Annotated in this window: 19 protein-coding genes and 1 pseudogene; 14 read left to right on the top strand and 6 right to left on the bottom strand. The window is 63.7% G+C overall.

Annotated features, from left to right (window positions below; all coding sequences use genetic code 11):
• Positions 1–188 precede the first annotated feature (188 nt).
• The 9 genes and pseudogenes from rpmH to ACFWIX_RS12075 form a co-directional block, all read left to right on the top strand.
• Positions 189–326, top strand: coding sequence for a 50S ribosomal protein L34 (rpmH, locus tag ACFWIX_RS12115; protein WP_003800212.1), 138 nt, complete (start codon positions 189–191; stop codon positions 324–326).
• 40 nt (positions 327–366) lie between these two features.
• Positions 367–774 (top strand): ribonuclease P protein component, encoded by a 408-nt coding sequence (rnpA, locus tag ACFWIX_RS12110; RefSeq protein WP_377216371.1) that lies wholly within the window; start codon positions 367–369, stop codon positions 772–774.
• The gene (yidD, locus tag ACFWIX_RS12105) at positions 767–1162 is read left to right on the top strand and encodes a membrane protein insertion efficiency factor YidD (RefSeq protein WP_377216370.1); all 396 of its coding nucleotides are present in this window, start codon (positions 767–769) and stop codon (positions 1160–1162) included. The genes rnpA and yidD overlap by 8 nt, the downstream gene beginning before the upstream one ends.
• 15 nt (positions 1163–1177) lie before the next feature.
• Complete coding sequence (gene yidC / locus ACFWIX_RS12100; protein WP_377216369.1) at positions 1178–2149, top strand: membrane protein insertase YidC; 972 nt, start codon at positions 1178–1180, stop codon at positions 2147–2149.
• Positions 2149–2718 (top strand): protein jag, encoded by a 570-nt coding sequence (locus ACFWIX_RS12095; RefSeq protein ID WP_377216368.1) that lies wholly within the window; start codon positions 2149–2151, stop codon positions 2716–2718. The genes yidC and ACFWIX_RS12095 overlap by 1 nt, the downstream gene beginning before the upstream one ends.
• 21 nt (positions 2719–2739) lie before the next feature.
• Positions 2740–3390: a 16S rRNA (guanine(527)-N(7))-methyltransferase RsmG gene (gene rsmG, locus ACFWIX_RS12090; protein WP_377216367.1), complete on the top strand. Its 651-nt coding sequence runs from the start codon at positions 2740–2742 to the stop codon at positions 3388–3390.
• Positions 3391–3480: 90 nt separating this feature from the next.
• Positions 3481–4548: a ParA family protein gene (locus tag ACFWIX_RS12085; RefSeq protein ID WP_377216366.1), complete on the top strand. Its 1068-nt coding sequence runs from the start codon at positions 3481–3483 to the stop codon at positions 4546–4548.
• A 65-nt stretch (positions 4549–4613) separates the two neighbouring features.
• Positions 4614–5912, top strand: coding sequence for a ParB/RepB/Spo0J family partition protein (locus ACFWIX_RS12080; RefSeq protein WP_377216365.1), 1299 nt, complete (start codon positions 4614–4616; stop codon positions 5910–5912).
• A gap of 909 nt (positions 5913–6821) precedes the next feature.
• A pseudogene (locus ACFWIX_RS12075) lies at positions 6822–7457 on the top strand (helix-turn-helix domain-containing protein); the annotation flags it as partial.
• A gap of 2480 nt (positions 7458–9937) precedes the next feature.
• On the opposite strand, the gene trxA reads toward ACFWIX_RS12075, so the two are convergent.
• The 5 genes from trxA to ACFWIX_RS12050 all read right to left on the bottom strand — a co-directional run bounded on the left by trxA (position 9938) and on the right by ACFWIX_RS12050 (position 15847).
• A complete protein-coding gene (trxA, locus tag ACFWIX_RS12070) occupies positions 9938–10264 on the bottom strand; it encodes a thioredoxin (protein ID WP_377216364.1) in 327 nt (108 codons plus the stop codon).
• 36 nt (positions 10265–10300) lie between these two features.
• Positions 10301–11257: a thioredoxin-disulfide reductase gene (gene trxB, locus ACFWIX_RS12065; protein WP_377216363.1), complete on the bottom strand. Its 957-nt coding sequence runs from the start codon at positions 11255–11257 to the stop codon at positions 10301–10303.
• 154 nt (positions 11258–11411) lie between these two features.
• Entirely contained in the window at positions 11412–12959 is a 1548-nt protein-coding gene (locus ACFWIX_RS12060; protein WP_377216362.1) for an ABC transporter substrate-binding protein, read from the bottom strand.
• A gap of 155 nt (positions 12960–13114) precedes the next feature.
• Entirely contained in the window at positions 13115–15286 is a 2172-nt protein-coding gene (gene murJ, locus ACFWIX_RS12055) for a murein biosynthesis integral membrane protein MurJ (RefSeq protein ID WP_377216361.1), read from the bottom strand.
• A gap of 60 nt (positions 15287–15346) precedes the next feature.
• Positions 15347–15847, bottom strand: coding sequence for an NUDIX hydrolase (locus ACFWIX_RS12050; RefSeq protein WP_377216402.1), 501 nt, complete (start codon positions 15845–15847; stop codon positions 15347–15349).
• Between the two features lie 207 nt (positions 15848–16054).
• Between ACFWIX_RS12050 and ACFWIX_RS12045 the strand changes: the two genes are divergently transcribed.
• From ACFWIX_RS12045 to ACFWIX_RS12025, 5 genes are read left to right on the top strand one after another with little or no spacing between them, the layout of a single operon-like run.
• A complete protein-coding gene (locus ACFWIX_RS12045; protein WP_377216360.1) occupies positions 16055–17563 on the top strand; it encodes a CCA tRNA nucleotidyltransferase in 1509 nt (502 codons plus the stop codon).
• On the top strand, positions 17560–18144 hold the full coding sequence (locus ACFWIX_RS12040) for a histidine phosphatase family protein (RefSeq protein WP_377216359.1): 585 nt from the start codon (positions 17560–17562) through the stop codon (positions 18142–18144). The genes ACFWIX_RS12045 and ACFWIX_RS12040 overlap by 4 nt, the downstream gene beginning before the upstream one ends.
• 34 nt (positions 18145–18178) lie before the next feature.
• The gene (locus ACFWIX_RS12035) at positions 18179–19624 is read left to right on the top strand and encodes a glycosyltransferase family 87 protein (protein WP_377216358.1); all 1446 of its coding nucleotides are present in this window, start codon (positions 18179–18181) and stop codon (positions 19622–19624) included.
• Positions 19617–21062, top strand: a complete 1446-nt coding sequence (locus tag ACFWIX_RS12030) for a phytoene desaturase family protein (protein WP_377216357.1) — start codon at positions 19617–19619, stop codon at positions 21060–21062. Before ACFWIX_RS12035 ends, ACFWIX_RS12030 begins: the two co-directional genes overlap by 8 nt.
• 41 nt (positions 21063–21103) lie before the next feature.
• Entirely contained in the window at positions 21104–23044 is a 1941-nt protein-coding gene (locus ACFWIX_RS12025; RefSeq protein WP_377216356.1) for a penicillin-binding transpeptidase domain-containing protein, read from the top strand.
• A 36-nt stretch (positions 23045–23080) separates the two neighbouring features.
• Here the strand turns inward: ACFWIX_RS12025 and ACFWIX_RS12020 are convergent, their stop codons facing one another.
• The gene (locus ACFWIX_RS12020) at positions 23081–24451 is read right to left on the bottom strand and encodes an aspartate aminotransferase family protein (protein WP_377216355.1); all 1371 of its coding nucleotides are present in this window, start codon (positions 24449–24451) and stop codon (positions 23081–23083) included.
• Between the last annotated feature and the right edge of the window lie 2 nt (positions 24452–24453).

Genomic DNA, 24453 nt, shown 5'->3' with positions numbered 1-24453 from the left:
GACTGGGGCGCCTGATTTGCCCTAACGTTGTGAAGTCCTTTGTGTCCGCTTTTTGACCCCATCTGATTCTCCCAGCCGCACCGCGTCTGGGCAGCCGGGGGAAGCGTGCATATACAAAACTTAGCGTCGGCCAGTTCTTCCCCATACTGATCGGGTGGACGCACCTTTGATCCACTGGAGTAACTAACGTGAGCAAGCGGACTTTTCAGCCGAATAACCGCCGTCGAGCCAAGAAGCACGGCTTCCGCCTTCGTATGCGTACCCGTGCCGGCCGCGCCATCCTGGCAGCCCGTCGTGGCAAGGGCCGTACCGAGCTTTCGGCATAAATAACTGACTTGTCGGCAGACATTTCTTTGCGAGTTTAAGGTGCTGGCCACCCGTAACCGACTGAGGACTGCAGCCGATTTTTCAACAACTGTACGTTCCGGTGTCCGCAATGGACGCCGGAACGTAGTGTTATATGCGGCAGCCATCGCTGCCGACGAGCCCAGCCGGATCGGGTTCATCGTTTCCAAGAGTGTTGGGAACGCTGTCGTCAGGAATCTCGTTAAACGAAGACTGCGCGAAGCCGGTGCCGCCTCGCTGAGCGAGTACGGTACAGGCCTTGCCATCGTTGTCCGGGCGCTTCCTGCGTCCGCCTCCGCCAGCTGGGCCCAGCTATTGGCAGACTATAACGCCGCACTGGATTCGACAGTGGCCCGGCTGGCAGCCCGTGCCCGGGCAGCCGATCCGGGCCCCGCCGGGACTACACAGGAAGGGACACCGCGTGCCTGACGCAAGCGCCGCCGTCGTCCGTTCCCTCCACAGTGCCGCTGTGGCGTTGGGACGCTTCCTCTGGAACGTACCCCGGAACATCCTCATTCTTTTCCTGAAGGCATACCGCAAAGTGGTATCGCCACTGTACGGCCAGGTGTGCCGTTTCTTTCCCTCCTGCTCGGCGTACGCGCTTGAAGCCGTCACCGTCCATGGTGCCGTGAAGGGAAGCTGGCTGGCCGTGCGCCGACTGGGCCGCTGCCACCCTTGGAATGCCGGCGGTGTGGACCACGTCCCCGCCGGTTCGCGTGAATGGCCTGCCGGCCGCACCCCCATAATTGTTGTGCTGAACAACCCGGATAAGTACCTGGCTGCTCGGACTGATGAAGAAGGCCGCAGTGCGGCCTGACGAATAGGGATAAGTATGGACTTCTTTGAAACAATCATGTTTCCGTTCAAGTGGCTTGTGTCCATCATCATGGTGGGCTTCCACGAGGGACTGACGGCCATTGGGCTGCCGGAAGCATCGGGCTGGACGTGGACGCTGTCCATCATCGGTCTGGTGCTGGTGATCCGTGCCGCCCTGATCCCTGTGTTCGTCAAGCAGATCAAGGCGCAGCGCGGCATGCAGCTGCTGCAGCCGGACCTGAAGAAGCTCCAGGACAAATACAAGGGCAAGACCGACCAGCTGTCCCGCCAGGCCATGGCGCAGGAACAGATGGCCATGTACAAGAAGCACGGCACCAACCCGTTCTCCGCTTGCTTGCCCATGCTGATCCAGATGCCGTTCTTCTTTGCGCTGTTCACGGTGCTCTCCGGCATTTCCACAGCCCGGGACAAGGGCGAGGGCATCGGTGCGATGAGCCACCAGCAAGTGGAGCAGTTCGACGAATCGACCATTTTCGGTGCGCCGCTCTCCGCGACCCTGCTGCACGGCACGCCTCCGGGCGGCAACGTTGTGGCGGTGTGGGTCCTCTCGATCATCATGATCCTGGCCATGACGGCTTCGCAGTTCATCACGCAGAAGCAGATCATGGCCAAGAACATGTCTGAAGAGGCCATGGCCAGTCCTTTCATGCGGCAGCAGAAAATGATGCTCTACATCCTGCCGATCGTCTTCGGTGTGGGCGGCATCAATTTCCCCATCGGTGTCCTCATCTACTGGACCACCACCAACCTTTGGACTATGGGCCAGCAGTTCTTCGTCATCCGCCGCATGCCGACGCCGGGATCCCCCGCAGCGAAGGCCCTCGCCGAGCGCCGTGCCGCCAAGGGGCTTCCACCCCTCTCCGTCCTTACCGGTAAGAAGGACACCGCGGCCGACGTCGTGGAAACCCCCATTGAGCCCAAGGGCCAGCGTGTCCAGCCCCAGCGCAAGAACAGGAAGAAGAAGTAATGTCAGCCGAGAGCACCGAACAGGCACTTTCCCAGGAGACCCTCGAGGACGCCGAGACCCTCGAGGACGCTGCAGCCAACGAAGACAATAAGGGTTCTGCGTCCAGCCGCCTCGAAGAAGAGGGCGACGTCGCGGCCGACTACCTGGAAGAACTCCTGGATATTGCCGATATTGACGGCGACATCGATATCGAAGTGCGCAGTGGACGCACCTACATCTCGATTGTGGCCGAAGAAGAATCTGCAGCGTTGGACGGTTTGGTTGGGGAAGACGGCGAGGTGCTGGAAGCCCTGCAGGAACTAACTCGCCTGGCCGTACTCTCCGCAACGGATAACCGTTCGCGCCTGGTCCTGGACATCAACGGCTACCGCCAGGAGCGCACCGGCCACCTTCAGAAGATCGCCGAAGAAGCGGTTGAAACCGTCAAGAAGACCGGGGAAACCGTTGCCCTGGAGCCCATGAGCGCCTATGAGCGGAAGATCGTTCATGACGCCGTGGCGGACCTCGGCCTGGTCAGTGAGTCCGAGGGCGAGGGCGCTGGACGGCACATCGTTGTATCCGCAGACTAGGGAATTGTGGATCCGCTAATCATGGTTGACATCACGCCGGCTGAGTCGCTGGCCGCTGAAAAGGTTTTCGGGGACCGGTTGGACCTCGCCAAGCGCTATGTTGAACATCTCGCCACGTCCGGGACTGAGCGAGGGCTGATCGGCCCCCGGGAAATCCCCCGACTGTGGAGCCGCCACGTCCTGAACTGCGCGGTGATCGAAAGTGAGATCGCCCAGGGTAGCCACGTGGCCGACGTCGGAAGCGGCGCCGGCTTACCGGGCCTCTGTTTGGCGATTGCCCGTCCGGACTTGGAACTGACCCTGATTGAACCACTGGAACGCCGGGTGATCTGGCTGCAGGAAGTGGTTGACGACCTTGGCCTGGATAACGTGACGGTGATGCGCACCCGGGCCGAACTGGCCGTGGGACATGTAGACGCGGACGTTGTAACGGCACGCGCGGTTTCAGCCCTGAGTAACCTGGCCGGACTGACCATTCCCTTGCTTGGCGGGCACGGCGAAGTAGTTGCTATTAAGGGCCGGAGCGCCGCGGAGGAAATCGAGAAAGCGTCCAAGGTCATCCGAAAACTGGGTGGCGTTGAAACCTCCGTGGTGATCGTTGGCTCGGAACTCCTCGAGGAGCCCACCACTGTGGTCCGCATCGTCGTAAACAAGTCCCAAAAGAAGGCCTAGGCAGGGGCCGGTTGGCCATTGGCCACCGGGCCGAACCGTTAGGCTAGAGAACGGCATCATAATTGGCCGAACGAGAGTGAGTGTGCCCCAGTGACCAGTAGCGAAGCCTCCGCACAACGGATCCCGCCGTTTGTGTCCTTGGGGTCTGCACGTTCAGCTGCTGGTCCTTTCGGTATGTCTATTCGTGCCGGTATTCATCCGAACCCGGTTGAAGATGTAGCTTCTGCCTCTCTCGTTTCACGTGAAACAACCGCATCCGGTCGCTCCAACGTTATGGATTCCATGGATGACGCAAGCCCCATTGCCCGTGACCTTGCGCATGAAACGCGCCGCCGGGAGCGTCTGATGGGACGCAGGCTCCCGCGCCCTGAGAAGACCCGCGTCTTCACCGTCTCCAACCAGAAGGGCGGTGTAGGCAAGACCACCACCACGGTTAACATCGCTGCGGCCCTGGCTGCCGCCGGGCTGAATGTATTGGTCATTGATATCGACCCCCAAGGAAACGCCTCCACTGCGTTGGGCATCGAGCACCACGCCGATGTGGACAGCATTTATGACGTGCTGATCAATGACGTTCCTTTGGCTGATGTCGTCGCCCAGTGTCCAGATATCGCCAACCTGGTCTGCGCGCCCGCCACCATCCACTTGGCTGGGGCGGAGATTGAACTTGTGTCCTTGGTTGCCCGGGAACAGCGTCTGCGCCGGGCCATTGACGTCTACGCCAAAGAGCGGGAGAAAAACGGCGAAGAGCGGCTGGACTACATCTTCATCGACTGCCCGCCGAGCCTTGGCCTCCTGACAGTTAACGCCTTCTGTGCCGCGGGTGAAGTCCTCATTCCTATCCAGTGCGAGTACTACGCCCTGGAAGGTCTGAGCCAGCTCCTGAAGAACATTGAGATGATCCAGAAGCACCTTAACGCCGAACTGGAGGTCTCAACCATTTTGCTCACCATGTACGACGGACGGACAAATCTGGCTGCCCAGGTTGCTGCCGAAGTGCGCCAGCACTTCCCGGAGAAGGTCCTTTCCGCAGTGGTGCCGCGTTCGGTCCGTATTTCTGAGGCACCCAGCTACCAGCAGACCGTCATGACCTATGACCCGTCCTCCAGCGGCGCGCTGTCCTATCTGGAAGCCGCTGCCGAAATAGCGGAGCGCTAGAATCTTGGAAACTGCAACGACCGGAGCTTGGCATGTCCTAGCTCCGTCACTGAGGGGATTACTGCATGAGTGAGAAGAGACGGGGCCTGGGCCGCGGTCTTGGCGCACTGATTCCAAGTTCCGCTGCCGGTAACGGTGCTGCGGCTCCTGCCACCGCGTCGCGTCCCGTGGATCTCTTCTTCCCTGAAGGCCGGAAGAAGTCTGAACCGGCGGCAGCCGCCGAGGCACGGCCCGCACCTGAGCCGACGGAGTCCGGCTCCGATTCTTCAGCACCGCGTGCCAGCAAGGTTCCTTCTGACAAGGCTCCTGCCGCCAAAGTTGCTGCTCCTAAGTCCCGGACAGCTGCTAAGGCGAAGCCTGCGGCCGCCCGTGATGCAGGGTCGGCCGATTCCGGCGCCGGCTCCGCGCAGGACGCCGGGGCGCCGGACGCGAAAGCAAAGCCTGGGATGGAAGTCCAGCCGGCTTCAGCAGCGTCTGTCACCGGATCGACAGCAAAGGACAGTGACGACCTTAGCGGCGCGGACACCGGCGTTGATCTCGTAGAGGTACCCGGCGTGCACTTTGCGGAGATTCCAGTCACCGACATCCACCCGAACCGCAAGCAGCCCCGTTCCGTCTTTGATGAAGATGACATGGCTGAGCTGGTGCACTCTGTCCGCGAAATTGGCGTGCTCCAGCCAATCGTAGTCCGTAAATCAACGGAAACCGGTGGAGAACCCTTCGAACTGGTCATGGGTGAGCGTCGCTGGCGCGCAGTACAGGCGGCAGGTCTGGAAACGATTCCGGCCATCGTGCGGGAAACGACCGATGATGACCTCCTGCGGGACGCGCTGCTGGAGAATCTGCACCGAAGCCAGCTGAATCCGTTGGAAGAGGCGGCCGCTTACCAGCAGCTCCTCGAAGACTTCGGTACGACCCATGAGCAGTTGGCCGACAGGATCGGCCGATCGCGTCCACAGGTCTCTAACACGCTGCGTCTCCTGAAGCTCCCTCCGTTGGTGCAGCGGCGGGTGGCTGCAGGTGTCCTGTCCGCCGGCCACGCCCGTGCTCTGCTGTCCTTGCCCGACGCTGCGTCGATGGAAAAGCTGGCCCAGAAGATCGTGGCAGAAGGTATGTCGGTGCGTGCCACAGAGGAAGCCGTGACGCTGCACCAGGATCCCGCGAAGGCAACCAAGAACAACATTCCGCGGCCCGGGGCACGACACGAACGCTTGGACTATCTGGCATCTTCGTTGTCCGATCGACTGGACACGAACGTCAAGATTTCTTTGGGCGTGCGAAAAGGCAAGGTAAGCATCGAATTTGCCAGCGTTGAAGACTTGAACCGCATCATGGACGTCCTCGCTCCGGGGTCCAACAACTAGTTTCTCGGCCTGCTCGGTGCCCGCATGGAAGGCCCGGTCCCTAGGGACCGGGCTTTTTCGCGTTCGTGCCCATGCCCGATTGTCGCCCGACAGGGCTGCATGATCCGGAGCTTTGATGGTCTTTTGGATCTTCATCTCACGATAGCGCGCAAATCTCATAGCCCTCGGGCCCGCTGCGAGTTTCTCAGACGACAGTTTCACGTGAAACAACTCAGCGCTTTGTTTAGGCGCCTGCACAGTCTCCGGAAGTGAGCGCACTTCAAGAGCCAGGTGTCTCCGTTCCTTGGTTCACCTATGAAGCTCCGCAGTACTAGGTTCCTGCCCGTTCACTCGTTCGGGAAGTGCGCTGCGAACTCCTCTTACAGACGGCGTTTTGTCGGATGACATGATGATCCGGCGTGCTGTTTCACGTGAAACACGGCCGCCGGGGTGTGAAATTTGTGATTAGACAGGCGCCATACAGTGGCCGTCGCACTACATGCGATTGCTTTCACTGTGGTGGTTCTGTCCATGGGCTAGGCCTATCGTCGCTCCCCTTTTCGGTAGCGCTGGTGCCCTGAGTACGTCGAAATACACCTACGTGCAGGCTCCGAGAACCTGCTTTGCACGTTCGGCGGATGGTCAAAGACCAAGTGCCGTTCCGAATTCCACTGAACGCATTGGCGGGCGATGGACTCACGGGGAGGTCAGAAATTTCACCAGTCTGGCGCGGTTCCCCTTCCTGAAGTGGCCCCCTTGTTGGGCCCGCGAGCTTCCCCAAGGACGAATGACCGCGGGTGATGGGAGACGCCGCAGCTAGCTGTATTGACCACGGACGTTGATGACGCTCGGCGTGGTTTGGTGACATGAAGAAGACCTCCGGGTGGAGTGGGGCTTGTCTAGAGTCCAATTCCACGCACGGAGGTCTTCGTGTCCCATCCTAATGCTCTTCTGACCCCTCGTGGCCGTTTGCAGCTTGTGCAATGTGTCGTTGATCAGTGTTGGAGTCTGCGCCGGGCCGCGGAACGCTTCCAGGTCTCAGTCCCGACTGCTGCTCGTTGGGCGCGGCGCTACCGCGAGCACGGCCCGGCTGGGATGGAGGACCGTTCCAGCCGCCCGCATTCCTCGCCCCGACGGACAGCAGTGCGGACGGAGCGGCGGATCATCGCCCTGCGCGTGAACCGCCGGTGGGGCCCTGCCAGGACCGGTTACCTGCTGGGCGTCCACCCCTCCACGGTGCACCGGGTCCTGTCCCGATACCGGCTGGCGAAACTGGCTTGGCTTGACCGTGGCACGGGGCGGGTGATTCGCCGCTACGAACACGAGAAGCCCGGGGACCTGGTCCATGTCGACATCAAGAAACTCGGCCGGATCCCGGACGGGCGCGGACACCGTGTCCTGGGCAGGGCCAGCGGGCGCCGGAAGAAAGCAAGGACTCCATTCAACCACCGGCCCGGCTACCACTACCTCCATAACGCCGTCGATGACCACTCCCGCTTGGCCTACACCGAGATCCTCACTGACGCGACAAAGGAAACAGCAGCAGCCTTTTGGCAGCGCGCCAACCGGCCAGCCGCGTCACCAACCTCTCAGGGCAATACAGCTAGCCTGCTCCTCCCCTGCTGCACTCACAGTACTTTCCGGCCCGGTAGCTGTTTCACGTGAAACCCCGCTTCGTCACCGGGGTGGTTAGCGCGGGGAAAGGCGATCAAAAATGGACTGGATATCTTGCTGGGCAAAAACAAGGAAGGGCTGCGACACGTTGGGGACGAGTCCGCCGAATATTGTGTTGCTGCTAATACCGCCCTGAAATGCTTCCCTTGGATACCGTCGTCGAGCCTACCGAACGAACCGCTTTTTCGCGCATGACCGATAACATCTGATGGCACATGCGGGGTGTCTTGGGGTCTCTTGCTAGCATCGCGGAATCTCGGCTGGCCTGGCCAATTCTGGTGGCCGACATCATTGATGCACGGTCGTCGAGGCACGTTGCTACAGACGGATTGCACGGTGACAGATGAGCCTGACTTGGATGATCCTTTCAGCCTCGAGACGGGCGCGCGAATAGTTCCATAAGTTAGCTCCTCCCGTGCGTGTCACGCCACCACCCCTTCCATCCGGGGCTTGTGGATGCGCCTGTGGATAACTCTGTGCATAGCTGTCGGCCTCGCCGCCATTCAATGCGTCGTCTGTACCGGTAGCCAAGCACCTCCGAACCGCGGGCACCGCCCATAATCTCCGTCCTACTGTTTCACGTGAAACAAGTGCAGTCGGGGCCAATCACTCATACACGTCTCTGAGTGACTCATGAGGGGCAAATCAGCCGCTTCTGGTGAACTTTCCCCTGCCGTAGAGGCCCCTCCTCCACGCGGCACGCGGTGAAGCGCGACTGCGCATTCGCGAGGATCGGTGCGCAGACAGCTCCGCTGCCCCGGGACGACCACGTATGAGCACGATCGCGTCGTTCTATGCCTGTGGATAAACTTGTGCATAAAACGGCTCGCGTGGTGTGGATAAGTTGTGGATATCAGCAGGCTTGCGTCCAAGAGTTCCGGACTTCCGCATCGGCCGCACGCCTAGCGCCAGGCCCAGGCGGGACGCGCCTCTCCGGCCACTGGAGGTATGAGTTATGGTCGTATGCGCCAACCTGCGGCAGACCATGAGTTGCTGTTCGCGCTTCCCTATTTGATAACGCTGCAAGGTCTCACGGATTGGGCTGCCGGAAATTCAGGGCGGTCATAGCCAGGGCGGCGTGGGTAGGGGTGATGACCAAGGGACTGCTCGGCTGCTACCACGTCCATCGGCGGTACTGGAAGGTACGTTGCCGGAATCCGCAGGCAGGGCGGGGACGCCCGTGTGGATCGTTTCCTGCTGTGCGGCCAGTCAGGCTTGCCGTTTTGCTGAGAACAGTACGGTGTATCTTGTCGAGAACAGTACGGTGTATCGAGCCGTTGCGCGGAGGTCGGTTGCTCGTCAGTGTTGCGGCTGATGACGGGACCCGAAGGGCGAACTTCCCTTTCCCAATACCCACCCTGTTGTTGGCCGAGTGCGGGTTTGGTAGGTGGTCGCCCCCGAGCCTCAAAGACGTTGTTGCCGTGATAGCCCGGGGGCCTTCTCGTGTTCCGTTGTGCCTTGTCGCTGCTCGACCCAAAGGTCGCGTCGATGACATCTGGTTATGCACGGTCAGGTGCAACTTGGAGGACCGCAGGATAGCCGGTCGTTATTTACGTGAGTCGTCTGCGGGCCCGAGAAGCGCGCTCACGTAGGCACCAGACCGGACGTCCCGGTCCTCGCCGGCGCTACCCCCGATGTAGGTATGTTTCACGTGAAACGAACGGGTGGTCGGCTCTGTCCACGGAATCGCGAGGCGCGGTAGTTCACTCGGTTCTACCCACGGGACGCCGCTGCAGCATCCATGCAGGGCCGATGCCATCCGAGATCTCGTAGTGGTTTCTTGAAACCACCACTGCCTTGGCGCGTGGTTGAGAGTGTCCCTTCATCCGAAGTTGAAAGGGCTCCCGTACTATGGTGTGGCGCTCGAGCACCCTACGGCGGCAGGAACTGCGATGTTGCTGCCCATCGTCGAGGCATCATCCTGCAGGCGCCTACCCCCTGCGTTTGATGCGCTGGGAGGAAAACGAATCTTGAATTGAGAAAAAACGGTTTCTGAACTGGCTTGGTTTCAGGGTCAGGAAGGTCAGCGTCATTCGAGCTGAGGCGCAACTCTCGTCAACCCGATGTATGCGTCGACAGGAAGTGAGAAACCGTCTTCAGACAGATTGCCCGGGTCGGCCAGGGACGCTGGCCATGGAATACGTGCCGCTGCCACCCATTTCACGCTAACGTCGCTTCAGTTCAGCCGGTGTAACAGGGGCCGCTATGTTTCACGTGAAACGCCGAGGAGGCAGTCGGTGAGAGACTGATGCCTACGTGTTTCACGTGAAACGAAGACATTCGCTGGACCTTACAGAATCAGTACGGGCCTCAAATGTAGGAGGTCACCATCCGCTTGGATGGTGACCTCCTATAAACTGAACACTGGGCCGTTAGGACAGAACGTCCGCGAACTCCTTCTCGAAGAACTGCTTAGGCTTGGCGCCAATGACCGTGTTCTTCACTTCTCCGCCTTCGAAAAGGTAAACGGCGGGAATAGAGGTGATTCCATACTGCGCAGCGATCGAGGGGTTGTCGTCAACATTGACCTTGACGACATCCACCTTCTCGGAGTATTCCACCGAAATCTCGTCCAGGATGGGTCCCAGTTTGCGGCAGGGGCCACACCATTCGGCCCAGAAGTCCACGATGACCGGCTTGTCCGCCGACAGGACATCAGTACCAAAACTTGCGTCAGTTACGTCTTTCGCGTTGCTCATATCCTTTGTCTTTCTCTTCAGGGTGTCTTGGAGGACTTAGGCAGGAAGGTCTGCCAAGTAGTGTTCGACGTCGATGGCCGCGGCGCAACCAGACCCGGCTGCGGTAATGGCCTGACGATAGGTGGCGTCCACCACGTCGCCGGCTGCGAAGACCCCGGGAATGCTCGTTCTGGAGCTCCTCCCCTGGACAGCGATGGTTCCCTCTGCCGTGATGTCCAGTACGTCCTTCACCAGGTCGGTCCGGGGATCGTTGCCGATAGCGACAAATACACCGGTGACGTCCAGGATCATGGTGGTGCCGTCCACCAGATTTTTCAGCGTCAAACCGGTAACCTTGTCCTCGCCGAGGACGTCCGCAACGGTGCTGTTCCAGATAAAGTTGATCTTCTCGTGGGCTAGCGCGCGGTCGGCCATAATCTTGGAGGCCTTGAGGGTGTCGCGGCGATGCACCACCGTGACAGATTTTGCGAACTTCGTGAGGAAGAGTGCTTCTTCCATGGCGGAGTCTCCGCCGCCAATAACCGCAATGTCTTGATCCTTAAAGAAGAAACCATCGCAGGTTGCGCACCAGCTCACACCGTGGCCAGAGAGGCGCTTCTCGTTGGGCAGCCCCAGCTCGCGGTATGCGGAGCCGGTGGAGAGGATGACGGCCTTCGCCTGGAAGGTCTCCCCCGAAGCGATGGTCACTGTCTTCACGGGTCCGGCGAGGTCCACCTCAGTGACGTCCTCGAACTGGATTTCCGTCCCAAAGCGCACGGCCTGTTTCTCGAAGTTCTCCATCAGGTCCGGACCCATGATGCCTTCGGGGAAACCGGGGTAGTTCTCCACATCAGTGGTGTTCATGAGTTCACCACCTGCAGTGACCGATCCTGCCAGCAGCAGCGGCTTCATGTTGGCGCGGGCCGTATAGACGGCTGCCGTGTAACCTGCCGGGCCTGAGCCGACGATGATGACATCACGTACTTCAGACGCGGTGTTTTCTGCAGTGGTCACTGACGTGAACCTCTTCCTTATTCGACGCGCCTCCCTTTAGAGGCCGGCCACATGGCACAACTATTACCCCACCCCGATTATTCCGGGGTGCATTCGCGGGCAGCCGTCCAGCCCTGGCGGGTTGGACGGCTGCTCAGTCAGTATTATCCGAAAACTACTGGACCTTCACCTCGGCGAGTCGCAGTCCGTAACCATACCGGGTCTTAGGCGCCGCGAGCTTGGGCAGGGAATTGATAGACACGATGACATACTGTGCTTCCACCGGTTCGGCGAGGGGCATGTTCAGATCGGTGGACGTGAAGCTATTGGTCCCAACGGCCTTGGCACCGTCCAGGGAGGGCCGGTCGTTGGTGTACACGGTGATGTTTCCACCCGATCCGCCGAGTTGGGTCAGCGTGATGGACGATACCGTCGCAGGACTCTTGAGCTTGACCACCAGCGGCACACCGTCGGGGGCCAGGCCGCCCCAGGAGTCAGTAGCGAACTCCATGTCGGACCAGTAGCTGGCGCCGTTGCCGTCGAAGGCCTTCACGAGGTCGCCGTCGAAGTTGGCTGCGAACTCGAAGTCGCCCTGACGGCTGATGGAATCGATGGCAGGAGGTACGGCGGGCGCCGCAGTGGTGGGTTCCTCGGTTGCGGTTGCCGAAGCCGAGCCCTCCCCCGTTGTGGCCCCTGAAGTGGTGGCGGGTGCGACAGCACGAGGTTCCGGAGTGAACAACCCGCCCAGGTTGGTCAGGGCGAAAATGAGACCGGCGATCAGTACAACAGCGAGCAGTCCCCCGACCAGCCAACGCATCGAACGCGGTTCACGCTGCGGCTCGTCATCCTCGTAATCGTCCTGGCTCGCAAAGGCTGCTCGCGCCGCAGCGGCCGGAGCAGCAGCCCGGGCAAGGATTCCGGGCCGTTTCCGGTCCTGCGGCTCGTCATCCACGTCCTCGTACCGTGCGTCGGACTGGTCGTAGTCCTCATCGGACCACAGTGAAACCTTGGGTTTCCCGGCGTCACCGTCCCGGGGCCCGGCCGCGGGAACGTCCGCGCGCTCTACGGGACGGGTGTGTGCATCGGGCCGGCCACCGGCAGAGGCGGAAGCTGCGGCAGCTCCTGCTCCCGCGGCCCCGGCCGCACCGGCGACGCCACCGGCGACGCCACCGGCGACGCCACCGGCGGCGGGTGCCGCCGTCGGACGTACCGGAGGCTTGGGCGGGACGGCCGGCGACATGCGCGGCTGCGGAACCCGCGGAGGATTCACCTGCCGCGGCTGTCCGGTGGAGTAGTCGATGTAACCGGCGTCGACGTCTTCGTCGTCATCATACGGTTCCGGTTCGTTGGAGCGTGCCTGGCCAAAGATCTCGCTGCCGAGGGTGTCGGTGAAGAACGGTTCAACGTACGGCGGATTGGCGGCAACCACCAGGTCCAGCAGGTCGGCCGCGGAGGTGTGGTTGGTGATCAGGTAGGTGGCATCCTCGGTCACGCCAAGGTCAAGCACCTGGACTGATCCCGGACGCTCACCGGTGGCCACCTCCCGGGCGCTCTGGGCGACCTGCTCGGTGTTTTCCGGGCCGGCAACGAGGATGCTGACAGGCCGGTTCAGAACCTGGTCCACACCGTCCAGCACCAGATCGTGGTCGTGCGAGGTCAATACGGTGGCCGTGACCTTGTAGCGGCCGCCCAGTACTGATCCGACATCGATCGGGTTGGACACGTGTTCCTCCTCATGCTGTCCGGGATTGCCGGCATTTGATTCGCGGGCTGGCCAGCGGCCGGCTTTGCGACTGCAACTACCCCCTGTACCTTTCCGATCCTAGCCGATCGAGCCTGCCCCGCCTTGAAGAAGCGGGGCGCGAAGGTGCGCCTGCGTCACTTTTTACGCGGCCGCCGATTCTTGAAATACGGGTTTTCTCCGGCTTTGCCCTGGAAGGTACGCCGGCCAGGCAGCGGGATCTGCTCGCGCAGCAGCCCGCCGCGGGCGGTGCCCGGCTGGTCCTCAGCCGGCAGGTAGGGGCCCTTGGACGGCACGTTCGTGCCGCCGTCGTCAGCGTTCCTGCGGGCCGAACGACGCGACGGATCCGGCCCGGCACGGAACGAAACGGCGTCGAATTCCCCGGAAATCCGCGGAATGAGACCGGTGTCGACGGACGTGGTGGCGCGCTCCGGGGTGTACTTGGGGGAGCCCGACGGCGGCGTCCCAGCCCCGCCGCGCGAATCCTCCGCGGAGTCCGGGGTATTGCCGCCGTGGTCACCGGGGTAGCCATCCCGCGGCTGGGGCTGCGGGGGCTGTCCGTCCTCATCGTCAGTCCCGCCACCGCGGCCCAGCCGGCCCAGGAGCGGACGGAGGAGATCCCGGAGCTCGGAAACCCGGAACAGCCTGAGGAGCAGGAGGTAGGCCACCAGCATGACGGGGCCCACCACAATCACGGTGACCAGCGCCGTGATGCGGTCGCGCCAGGCGAACCCGTCCGGGCTGTAGCTGCCCAGGAGCCAGAGTGCGCCGGCCCCGGCGACGGCCGATCCCAGTGCCGCGTAGCCCATGCGGATATACGAGTTGGCAATCCGCGGACCATCGAGGTGCCCCAGGAGCCGCCGCAGGAAGATGGCGCTGATGATCACGGAAAGGACATTGCCCACCATATACAGGACGGCGATGGCGTAGATGATCTGGTCCACCGGCAGGAACTGGATGGCGAACGCGCCCGCAACGTACACCAGCGCCAGCAGCAGCTGGATGTAGAACGGGGTGCGGGCGTCCTCATTGGCGTAGAACACGCGGGACATCATGAAGTTGGCGCTCATGAACGGCGTGCTCAGGGCCAGGATGGTGAGCGTCTGGGCCAGCATGACGCCGTCCTGCCGCAGGCCTCCGGAGAAGAACATGCCCAGCGGTCCGGCTAGTGCAAAGAGCGCCAGCGCTCCGAAAACGGTGGCCACCGCCATGGTGCGCAGGCCGTGTGACAGGGCGTCCCGGAGCTCATCCCGGTCTCCGTCCTGGGAAGCGCGGGTCATCCGGTTGAACAGGACGGTCGCCAGCGAGAGCGCAATGATGGAGTGCGGCAGCAGGTACAGCTGGCTGGCGACTTCGAGGACGGCGTTGCCGGGCAGCATGGCCGCGGCCGGGTCCCCCGCCTTTTGCAGCCGAAGCCGCTCCGCACCGGGGATGGTGGCAATGCGCATGACGTACAGGAACGCCAGCTGTCCGACGGCGGCAGTCAGCAGCGTCCAGACGCTCAGCTTCGCTGCCTGGCCCAGTCCCACTCCGCGCCAGCCGAAGCGCGGCCGGAGTCCAAGCCGTAGCCGGAAGACGGGGATCAGGAGGATGGCGGTCTGCGATACAACGCCGATGGTGGAGAATCCGGCCACGAACAGGGTCTGGGTGGGACCCCAGTTGTCCAGCGTGTGGGGCGACAGTTCGTTGGTGCCAAAGATCCAGATGAACATGCCCAGCCCGGCGATGGCCACCAGGTTGTTCAGGATGGGTGCCCACATGGCGGGACCGAAGGCGCCGTTGGCGTTCAGGACCTGGGTGAGGAGCGCGTACAGGCCATAGAAGAAGATCTGTGGCAGGCACCAGAAGGCGAACGTTACCGCCAGGGCCTTCTGCTGGCCTGAATAACCCTGCGTGGTCAGTTCGATCACCCAGGGCGCCGCGAGGGTCACCAGGGCCGTGAGTCCAAGCAGAAGCAGCACGGCGAGAGTCAGCAGGCGGCTGATGTAGTCCGCTCCCCTGTCCGGGGCCTTGCTTGCTTTGATGATCTGGGGTACCAGGACCGCGTTGAACACGCCGCCGGCTACCAGGAGGAAGATCAGGTTGGGCAAGTTGTTGGCGTTGATGAACGTGTCATTGACCGTTGAACCGAGGCCAAGGGCGGTGCCAAGCATCCACGTCTTGCCAAAGCCCAGGAAACGGGACACCAGCGTGCCTGCAGCCATGATGGCACTGGAACGGGTTTCACTGGCTGTGCCGGGCTGGGGCGCAGGCTGAGGGGCTGGGCCGGGGTTTCCTGAGGTGCCCGGGGAGGAGTTGGTAGCTGACATCGACTTCATCGTCTCACCCGGCGGCGATTAACACCGCAACGGGCACGGAGGCCGGCGGGCCTAGAGGTGGCCGGGGAGGACTTCCCTGGCCAGATCCGCGATGCGCCGCTCGTTGGGGAAGGACAGTTTCCGTGCGAGTTCCTGGATGGGCACCCAGGCCACATCCACGGCTTCCTGGTCGGGATCGTTCTCGATGGTGAGTTCTCCGCCGGTGGCGCGCAGCAGGTAGTGGTGCACGGTCTTGTGGACGCGGTGGCCGCTGACCGTGAACCAGTAATCGATACTGCCCAGCGGCGCCAGGATGTCGCCCTCAATGCCGGTTTCCTCGGCAATTTCGCGAACCGCAGCCTGCTCGTTCGTCTCCTTGCCCTCCGGATGGCCCTTCGGCAGGCACCATTCGAGCCGCCCACCGCGGTTGAAGCGGGCAATAATCGCAACGCGCAGTTCGGCGTCGGACGCGTCAACCACGACGCCGCCGGCCGAAACTTCCTCCACCGTCGGCAGCGACGCCGGCGCCGAGTGCGGAGCAGGGGCGACATGCGCCCCGATTGCCGACGGCAACGGTGCGTTTGTCCTCCTGCCTGGAGCGCTCGGTACTGGATGGGCCATGCAGTCCACTCTAACGACTGTTGCCCGTTCGTGATGACCGGAACATGACACCAACATGGACGGCATATGACGCCAGCCGCCGGGGCCGGGCGGATAAGAGAGGATCTTCCGCGCATTTTGGCCTGACGGGCGCGCGGTTTCTGACAAGCTTAAGTAACTATGGCGCACGCACATCACAAGATTGAATCCCACACCGTCGATTTCCAAGTGGACCCGGTGGTCCTGGAGCTCGGCCAGCGTTTCGTGGATGCCGGGCACGAGCTGTCCCTGGTGGGCGGGCCTGTGCGTGACCTTTTCCTGGGCCGCACCTCCCCGGACCTGGACTTCACTACGGACGCGACGCCGGACCAGACCGTCGCGCTGATCAAGAAGTGGGCTGACAACTTCTGGGAGATCGGCCGCGCCTTCGGGACCATCGGCATGCGCAAGGCCGGCTTCCAGATCGAGATCACCACCTACCGCGCCGAGGCCTACGACCCCGACTCCCGCAAACCGGTGGTGGCCTTTGGATCCTCGCTCACCGATGACCTGCTCCGCCGGGACTTCACCATCAACGCGATGGCGCTGAAGCTGCCGTCTCTGGAACTGGTGGACCCCTTCGGAGGGGTCCGCGACCTGCACGCTTCGGTCCTGTCCACGCCCGGCGCCCCGGAAGCATCATTCTCCGATGATCCGCTGCGCATGATGCGCGCCGCCCGGTTTGCCGCGCAGCTGGGCGTTTCGGTGCACCCGGACGTCCGTTCCGCCATGGAACAGATGGCCGAACGGATCAACATCATCTCCGCCGAACGTGTCCGGGAAGAACTGGTTAAACTGATCTGCGGGGCCCACCCCCGCGTCGGCGTGGACCTCCTGGTGGACACCGGCCTGGCGGATCTCGTGCTGCCGGAGGTGTCCGCCCTGCGGCTGGAATCGGACGAACACCACCGGCACAAGGACGTCTACCAGCACTCACTGCAGGTCCTGGAACAGGCCGCCGAACTCGAAACCGACGCGGATGGCCCCGTCCCGGGTCCGGATTTCGTGTTGCGTTTTGCTGCATTAATGCACGACGTCGGCAAGCCGGCCACGCGGCGCTTCGAACCGGGCGGCGCGGTGAGCTTCCGCCACCACGACATGGTGGGCGCGAAACTTACCTCGAAGCGCATGAAAGCCCTGAGGTTCGACAAGGACACTACCAAGGCGGTGGCCAGGCTGGTGGAGCTGCATATGCGCTTCTACGGATATGGCGACGCCGGCTGGAGCGACTCCGCCGTGCGCCGCTACGTCACGGACGCCGGACCGCTCCTGGAGAGGCTGCACCGGCTTACCCGCTCCGACGTCACCACCCGAAACCAGCGGAAGGCCGAACGGCTGGCGTTCGCGTACGACGACCTTGAGGCCCGGATAGCCGCCATCCGCGAACAGGAATCCCTGGACGCGGTCCGCCCCGACCTGGACGGGGCCCGCATCATGGCCCTCCTGGACCTCAAGCCCGGCCCGGTGGTGGGGCGCGCCTACAAGTTCCTCCTGAATGAGCGGATGGAACACGGCCCGTTGCCCGCCGAGGAAGCCGAGGCGAAGCTCTTGCGCTGGTGGGCGGAACAACCTGAATCCGCACCTGCCGAAACCAGGGCGGAAACGCCGCCGGCCGCCGTCGACCGTTCCCCGTCAGAGGAGTCCCCATGACCAGTCCCGCCCTTGCCCCCCGCCCCCAGCTGTGGATCCTGCGCCACGGCGAAACCGAATGGTCCAAAAGCGGCCAGTACACGGGCCTGACCGACCTGCCGCTGACCGTTGAGGGCGAGCAGCAGGCCGTCGAAGCGCGCAAACTGTTGGACACGGTGGACTTTGACCTGGTGCTCACCTCGCCGCTGCGCCGTGCACGCCGTACGGCTGAGCTGGCAGGGTTCCCCGATGCCCGGCACGAGCCGCTTGCCGTGGAATGGAACTATGGGGAATATGAGGGCATCAGCTCGGACCTTATCCGCAAGGACAACCCCGATTATTTGATCTGGACCGACGGGGTGCCCAACGGTGAAACCCTGGACGAGGTTGCCGCGCGGGCGGACAAGATCATCGCGCGGGTGCTGGAGTCCGGGATGGACAACGTGCTGATCGTGGCCCACGGGCACTTCTCCAGGATCCTGACCGCGCGCTGGCTCGAACTGCCCGCGGTGGAAGGCCGCCACTTCATCCTGGGGACGGCAAAGATCTGCACGCTGGGCTGGGACAAGCGGACACCCGCCATCGTCCGGTGGGGACTGTAACCGTCCGGTAACCTCCCCGGGTAAGGTCGAAGCCATGCAGGAGACGCAGCCGCAGAAGCACCCGCCGCACGCCCGGCTGGTGGTGCCCAGCCGCAGCGACCACCTGCTGCGGAACTTCACGGAAGTGGTCGGCGGGCCGTTGGGAACCCGTGCCGAGCCGGGGGTGGTCTCCCCCGGCGTTTTCAGCGTGGAACGCGTGCTGATCCTGATGACCGTCCTGGCCGCTTTCGCAGGACTCCTGCTCAAGGGCTACTGCCGGGCCAACGGCTGGGACACGCCCTCGCAGTTCTATTCCACCTGCTATTCGGACCTCCCGGACCTATTCCGCAGCCGGGGGCTGGCGGACGGGGTGTTCCCGGTTGCCGCCGGCCAGTTAGAGTACCCGGCATTGACCGCGCTCATCGCCGGGATCACCGCCTTGCTGGTACCGGGCTCCGGTGCGACGGACCCCCGGATACTGGCCTACTTCGACCTCAACGCCGTGCTCCTGGCCGGCGCAGCCATGGTGGCTGTCCTTGCGACGGCCCGACTGGCGGGGCGCCGCCCGTGGGACGCAGCCTTCGTGGCCCTCGCGCCGGGCATAATCCTGGCGGGAACCATCAACTGGGACCTGTGGAGCGTGGCCCTGCTGGCCGTGGGGATGTATTTCTTCGCCACGGGACGGTTGGTGGCGTCGGGACTGCTGGTGGGACTCGCTGTGGCGACCAACCTGTATCCGCTGTTGTTCCTCGTGGCCGTTGCGCTGCTGGCCGTGCGCACCGGACGTTACCGGCCGCTTGCCGTGACCGCAGTGGCGGCGGCTGCAGGGTGGCTGGCCGTGAACCTTCCGCTCATGGTGGCCAACCGGGCCGGCTGGGGGCACTACTTCGGCTTCCTGGCGGACCGGGAGGCCAGCTACGGCTCGCTCTGGTTTGCCTATAACCTGTTGGCGGAACGGCTCAACCGGCCTACCCTGAGTCCCGAATCCGTCGACGTGTTGTCCTCCGGGCTGTTCCTCCTGGGCTGCGCCGCGATTGCACTGGTGGCGCTCTCAGCGCCACGCCGGCCCCGGCTGGCACAACTGCTCTTCCTGCTGGTGGCGGCGTTCATCCTCACCGGCAAGACCTATTCGCCGCAGTACGTCGTGTGGCTGGTTCCGCTGTTCGCCCTGGCCCTGCCACGGTGGCGTGAATTTCTGGCGTGGCAGGGAATCGAGGGCCTCCACTGGGCGGCCGTCTGGATGTACCTTGGTCAGGTGACCAGTGCAGGCTCAACCCAGCACAACCTGGACATGCCCTACTACGTCCTCGCCGTCGTCGTACATATGCTCGCGGTGGCATATTTGATGGTTCGCGTGGCGGGGGATATCTATGATCCTCGGCGGGATCCGGTCCGGCGGCAGCATGCGGATGATCCACCGGGCGGACCCTTCAACGGGGCGTCCGACGCATTCCGGCTGGGCCGGCCACGCAAGCGCGCGGAGGCGGGTGCCGATGCCTGACGTCGCCGTTGTTGGAGCAGGTCCCAACGGTCTTGCCGCAGCTGCCGTCATGGCGCGGGCCGGGCTGTCCGTCGAAGTTTTCGAGGCATCGGGGGCCATTGGGGGCGGGACACGGACCACGGAGCTGATGCGCCCGGGGTATTTCCATGACGTCTGCTCGGCAGTGCATCCCATGGCGGTGGCGTCTCCGTTCTTCCGTGCCTTCGAGCTGAACCGCAGGCTGGAGCTGATTACGCCGTACGTGTCTTACGGCTCGCCCCTCGATGGTGGCCGGGCCGCGCTGTCCTACACGTCATTGGAGCGGACCGCTGCCGAACTGGGCAGGGACGGGGCCGCCTACCGGCGGCTGATGGCCCCGCTGGTACGCCACGTTGGCGGCATCATGGATTTCACGCAGAACCAGCTGTTGCGGGTACCCAGGACTCCCATCGCGGCTGGCATCTTCGGGCTGAGGACGCTGGAGCAGGGAACCGGGCTGTGGAACGTCCGGTTCCGTGAAGAAGCGGCGCCGGCCATGCTCAGCGGGGTAGCCGCGCATGCCGTCTCGCACCTGCCCTCGCTGGCTTCATCCGCAGCAGGGCTGATGCTCGGCGCCCTGGGACATGCGAAGGGCTGGCCGATCCCTCTCGGCGGCTCTGCCTCGATTGCCGGTGCCCTGGCCCGGGACATCATCGACCACGGCGGCTTGATCCACACGGGCACACCTATCGACCGGCTGGAGCAATTGCCGCGCGCCCGCGCGACCCTGCTGGATGTGGCTCCCCGGGGGCTGTTGACCATGGCCGGAGACGCCCTGCCGCCCCGCTACCGCCGCGCCCTCCAGCGGTTCCGGTACGGAAGCGGGTCCTGCAAAGTGGACTTCATCCTGGCCGGGCCCGTTCCGTGGCAGGCCAGGGAGCTGGCGGATGCCGGGACGGTCCACGTAGGAGGCACCCGCGCTGAACTTGCCCGCGCCGAGAATGAGGTAAGCGCCGGGCGGCATCCGGAGAGACCCTACGTTCTGGTGGCACAGCCGTCCCGCTTCGACCCTTCCCGGGCCCCCGCCGGCAAGCACACGCTGTGGACCTATTGTCACGTTCCGGCCGGTTCGACCAAGGACATGACCGGGGCCGTCATTGCCCAGCTGGAGCGCTTCGCTCCGGGCTTTCGCGATCTGGTGCTGGAATCGCACGTCGTCACCGCGGCGGGCCTGGCTGAGTACAACCGAAACTACGTGGGCGGCGACTTTTCCGCGGGCGTCATGGACCTCAGAGGGCTCGTCCAGCGTCCTGTCGTATCTCCGGTTCCGTGGCGGACCCCCGTCAAGGGCCTGTATCTGTGCTCGTCCTCCACGCCGCCTGGGCCCGGGGTTACGGGAATGCCCGGACTTCATGCCGCAAGATATGCCCTGAAAGACATATTTGGCCTGGAGGTCCCACACCTCGGGCTTAAGGCGTAAAGCTGGCGTAAAGCTCCGGATGAACAGGCGATAATGGCGCCATGGGGATAAAACAAAAGCTTTCCGCCGGGGCCGCTGCCGTCATTCTTGGAACTTCGCTGGTTTCCTGCGATGACGGGCGCGGCGACGCCGAAGCCGCGGCACAGAACTTTGCCTCTGCTCTGGCCACGCTTGACGTCAGCTCCGTGGCGTTCGACGGCAAGGATGCTGGCGCCGCCAACGAACAGCTCCAAGCCGTCTTCGCCGCCCTGGAGCCGCAAAAGCCGGCTGTGGAGGCCGGGGAGCTGGCACTGGACGGAGACAAGGCGTCCGCGCCGATGAGCGTCACCTGGGCATTCGGAGACGCAGAGTGGAAATATTCCTCAACGGTGAACTTCAAGAAGTCCGACGGCGAGTGGCTGGCTGTCTGGGATCCGGGCACCCTTGCTCCCGGACTGGCAGACAGCGAGATCCTCACCAAGGGCACCAGGACACCACCCCGGGCAGACATCCTCGGCGCCGGTGACGCGCCCCTGGTCACCTACCGACCGGTCGTCAACATCGGCATCGACAAACCGCGCCTTGGCACGGCGGATCCGGCGGCGTCAGCCGCCAAACTGGCCGCGCTCGTGGGTGTGGACCCCGGCGACTACGCGAAGCAGGTGGAGGCTGCCGGCCCCGAGGCGTTTGTCCGGGCCATCACGTTGCGCCAGGACGGCCGCACCATCACGGACGAGCAGCTCGCGGCGGTCCCCGGAGCGCGAGCCATTCCCGACTCGATTCCGCTGGCACCGACCCGGACCTTCGCCCGCGCTGTGCTCGGCACGGTGGGCGAGGTGTCCGCAGAAGAGATCGAGGCATCCGAAGGCGCCCTGACAGCCGGGGACGTCATCGGCAAAGGGGGCCTCCAGCAAAGGTATGACGAACAGCTGAGGGGAGCTGACGCCGTCGTCATCCGGGCTCAGCGGGCAGACCTGACGCGGGAGGAAATCGAGTCCTCCGGCAGTGACCCCCGGCGTGTCCTGTTCGAGGTGGAACCGACTCCCGGCGAGCCCCTGAAGACCACGTTGGATCCCACCTTGCAGACGCTCGCCGAGACAACCCTGGAAAAGGTGGGCCCGGCCTCCGCTATCGTTGCGCTGCGGCCGTCCACCGGAGCTGTCCTTGCTGCTGCCTCCGGCCCCGGCAGCAATGGATACAACACGGCGATGCTGGGGCAATACGCCCCGGGCTCGATCTTCAAGATCGTGGACTCGCTGGCCATGTTCCGCAATGGATTCACGCCGGATTCCAAGGTCCAGTGCACCCCGACGCTGACCGTGGACGGCCGCCTTTTCAAGAATTCAGAAGGCTATCCGGAAGGTTCGCTGGGATCCGTCACCCTCCGGGATGCGTTCGCGCATTCCTGCAATACGGCGTTCATCGCCGCGCGCGATTCCGTGTCCCAGGCCCAGCTGGAGGCCGCGGCGACGGCGCTGGGCATTGCGGTGGACGCGCCCTCGCTCGGTGCGGACGCCTTCCTGGGTTCGGTGCCTGGCGAGGCCGCAGGAACGGAACACGCGGCGTCCATGATCGGGCAGGGCAAGGTTCTTTTGTCGCCACTGGCCGCGGCCGTGATGGCGGGGTCGGTGGCCAAGGGCGCCCCGGTTTCCCCGCAGCTGGTCATCGCGAACGCAGCCGATGCCACGGCGTCGGCTGCGCCGTCGCCCTCGCCCGCTGCCGCGGGTGAGCCGGTGACAGCCAAGGAAGCTGCGCTGCTAGCCGACATGATGCGGGCCGTTGTCACTTCGGGCCATGCCGGCTTCCTGGCTGAGGTTCCCGGGGAGCCGGTGGGCGCCAAGACGGGAACCGCGGAATTCGGTGACGAAAACCCGCCCAAGACGCATGCCTGGATCGTGGCGGTGCAGGGAGACCTCGCCGTCGCCGTGTTCGTGGAAGACGGCGGCCTGGGCGCCACGACCTCCGGCCCGCTGTTGAAGCAGTTCCTCACAGCCGCCGGCTAAGCCCCTCCCCGGGAGGCCTGCCGGCGGCCACCGGGGTCAGTCCGCGAAACCGTCGGCGATGTCCAGAACCTCGTCCAGGATGGCCAGACCGGCTTTGGTGTCTGCCACGCTGGTGTTGCAGGGCGGCACGACGTGGATGCGGTTGAAGTTGGCGAACGGCAGGAGCCCCCGGGTCTTGCAGGCGGCGACCAGCTGGTTCATTTCCGGACTGGAACCCCCGTACGGGGCCAACGGTTCGCGCGTTTCGCGGTTTCTGACCAGCTCGATGGCCCAGAACACGCCGACGCCCCGAACTTCACCGACGGACCTGTGCCGCTCCGCAAAGCCTTCGAGCGCAGGGCCGATGACCGTTTCTCCCAGTGCCGCTGCGTGCTCCACCATCCGCTCATCTTCCATGGCGTTGATGGTGGCCACAGCAGCGGCGGCGGCCAGCGGATGACCGGAGTACGTCAGGCCGCCCGGATAAGCCCGCTGCCCGAAGGTGGCCGCGATTTCGGGACTGATCGCGACCCCGCCCAGCGGGACGTAGCCGGAATTGACGCCCTTGGCGAAGGTCAGCAGGTCCGGAACCACATTGAAATGCTCCACGGCGAACCATTTGCCGGTCCGTCCGAAGCCCGCCATCACTTCGTCCGCGATCAGGACGATGCCGAATCGGGTACAGAGCTCGCGGACCCCCTCGAAATACCCCGCCGGCGCCATATAGATACCCGCAGTTCCCGGTATGGATTCCAGGATGAGTGCTGCAATGGTGGACGGGCCCTCCAGGCTGATCAGCTGCTCCAGGTGGGCCAGTGCACGCTCGCTTTCCTCTTCCGGGGTGCTCGCATGGAACGCCGACCGGTACAGGTAGGGCGGAAAAAAGTGAACGGTCCCGGTACTGCCGCTGTCGCTTGGCCAGCGCCGTGGATCCCCAGTCAGATTGACTGCCAGATGGGTTCCGCCGTGGTAGGAGCGGTAGGCGGAGAGGACCTTGTGTCGGCCGGTGTGCAGCCGGGCCATGCGGACTGCGTGTTCATTGGCATCGGCGCCGCCGTTGGTGAAGAAGATTCTGTCCAGTTCTCCAGGGGTCCGCTCAGCGATCAGGCGCGCCGCTTCCGAGCGGGCGTCATTGGCGTAGCTTGGCGCGATCGTGCACAGCTTAGTGGCCTGCGCCGCAATGGCGGAGACCACCGCCGGGTGCTGGTGGCCGATGTTGGTGTTCACCAGTTGGGAGGTGAAGTCCAGGTACTTGTTTCCGTCCCCGTCCCAGACGTAGGAACCCTCGGCGGCGGAGATGACCATTGGATCAAGCAGATCCTGGGCGGACCAGGAGTGGAAGACGTGCTTGCGGTCCAGCTCATAGGCCCGACGGGCGCTGTCGGAGTCAATGTCGGGAACCGGTCCGGACTCAACGGTGGAGGTCATGG

Source organism: Pseudarthrobacter sp. NPDC058362 (assembly GCF_042723515.1).
Lineage (GTDB): Bacteria > Actinomycetota > Actinomycetes > Actinomycetales > Micrococcaceae > Arthrobacter.
This window is presented reverse-complemented; position numbering and strand designations above follow the sequence as displayed.